General features: G+C 72.7%; 1 pseudogene. It reads right to left on the bottom strand.

Annotated features, from left to right (window positions below):
- Positions 1 to 184 precede the first annotated feature (184 nt).
- Positions 185 to 2,106: pseudogene (locus tag ROTAS13_RS23455) on the bottom strand (error-prone DNA polymerase); the annotation flags it as partial.

Genomic DNA, 2,106 nt, shown 5'->3' with positions numbered 1-2,106 from the left:
CTACACCTCTCTATGCTGACGTCGAGACTTGTGATCAAGAGACAGGCTCCCGAACCTGCTCGGCTCAGGATCGGGACCGGCGGTGCGAACGGGAAATCCCGCTCCTGCATTCTCCCCGCGGACCGCGAGCGGCGGGCGATGCGAACAGCGAACGGCAGGTGGCGGCAGAGCGGACGGCATGGCGTCACCGGAAGTCGCGGCTTCCCGGCAACCGGGGCAGCGGCCGCGCCGAGCCCGGGTCGGGGCGGCGTACCTCGTCGGCCCGGCCGATCGCGCCATCGCTCCATCCCTCGGCGACGCCGCCCTCGATCAGCCCGCGCAGCAGCTCGGAGCGGTCCTCCAGCCGGCGGCAGATCAGGTGAACGACCGCCACCTCGGCCCGTTCGGCCTCGCGCTCGACCCGTCCCTCCACCAGCAGCAATCGGGCCCCGACCAGGGCGGCGCGGTCGCGCGCAGCGATGTCGGCGTAGACGACTAGGTTGGCGGTGCCGTGCTCGTCCTCCACCGTGACGAAGACGATGCCCTTGGTGGTGCCGGGGCGCTGGCGCATCAGCACCAGGCCTGCGAGCCGGATCCGGGCGCCGCCGCGCAGGCTGTTCAGCTCCCGCGTCGTGCGGCAGCCCAGCGCCTGTATCCGTGGCCGCAGCAGGGCGAGCGGGTGCTGCCGCAGGCTCAGGCCGGTCGAGACGTAGTCCAGCACCACCGCCTGCCCGTCAGCTTCGGCCGGCAGGACTGGTGGGGCTTCGGGCAGCAGCGGCGGAACCTCCGCCTCCACCCCCCGGGAGTCCCACAGGGCGGCGCGGCGATCAAAGCCTATGCCCGCGAAGCCATCCGCGGCGGCCAGCGCCTCGATCGCCCGCCGGGGGACGCCGGCCCGGCGCACCACCTCATCGACCGAGGCGAAGGGGCTGCCGTTGCCCGCACGCCGCGCTTCGGCCACACGCTTGCCGTCCTCGGCGGCCAACCCCGCGACCAGGCGCAGACCCAGCCGCAGTGCCAGCCCCTCGGCGCTGCGCCGCTCCGTCTCCAGCGTGCAGTCCCAGTCCGAGGCATTGACGCAGAGCGGCCGCACCGCCACCCGGTGCGCCTGGGCATCGCGCACGATCTGCGCCGGCGCGTAGAAGCCCATCGGCTGGCTGTTCAGCAGCGCCGCGGCGAACACCCCGAGGTGATGGCACTTCAGCCAGGCCGAGGCATAGGCCAGATGCGCGAAGGACGCGGCATGGCTCTCCGGGAAGCCGTAGCTGCCGAAGCCCTCGATCTGGCGGAACACCCGCTCGACGAGTTCGGGGTCGTAGCTGCGACGGACCATGCCGCCGACCAGCCTGTCCCGGTAGGTCGCGACGCCCTGGGTGTACTTGAAGGTCGCCATGGCACGGCGGAGCTGGTCGGCCTCGCCGGGTGAGAATCCGGCCGCCACGATGGCGACCCGCATCGCCTGCTCCTGGAACAGCGGCACGCCCAGGGTGCGGCCGAGCACCTTCTCCAGCTCGTCCGGATCGCCGTGCTCCGGGGATGGTGACGGGTAGACCGGGGCCTCGTCCCCCCAGCGGCGGCGCAGGTAGGGGTGCACCATGTCGCCCTGGATGGGTCCAGGCCGCACCAGGGCCACCTGCACCACCAGGTCGTAGAAGCGGCTCGGGCGCAGCCGCGGCAGCATGGCCATCTGTGCCCGGCTCTCCACCTGGAACACGCCCAGGGAGTCTGCCCGGCGCAGCATGGCGTAGGTCGCCTCGCAGTCCCGCGGCACGCCCGCCAGGTCGAGGTCGGCGATATGGTGCCGATGCAGCAGCTCGAAGCCCCGGCGCAGGCAGGACAGCATCCCCAGCGCCAGGATGTCGACCTTGAGCAGGCCCAGCGCATCGACGTCGTCCTTGTCCCATTCGAGGACGGTCCGCCCCTCCATGGCGGCGTTGCCGATGACGGCCATCTCCACCAGGGGGCCGCGCGAGATGACGAAGCCGCCGACATGGGTGGCGAGGTGGCGGGGACAGTCCTGGATCTCCCCGGCCAGCGCCAGGGCGAGGCGCAGCCGGCGGTCGGCGAGGTCCAGCCCCTCGGCCCGGGCGATCTCCTCCAGCCCCTGCTCCCGCCCCGGCCCCCAGC

Source organism: Roseomonas sp. TAS13, from assembly GCF_001950415.1.
GTDB classification, from domain to species: domain Bacteria; phylum Pseudomonadota; class Alphaproteobacteria; order Acetobacterales; family Acetobacteraceae; genus Roseomonas; species Roseomonas mucosa.
This window is presented reverse-complemented; position numbering and strand designations above follow the sequence as displayed.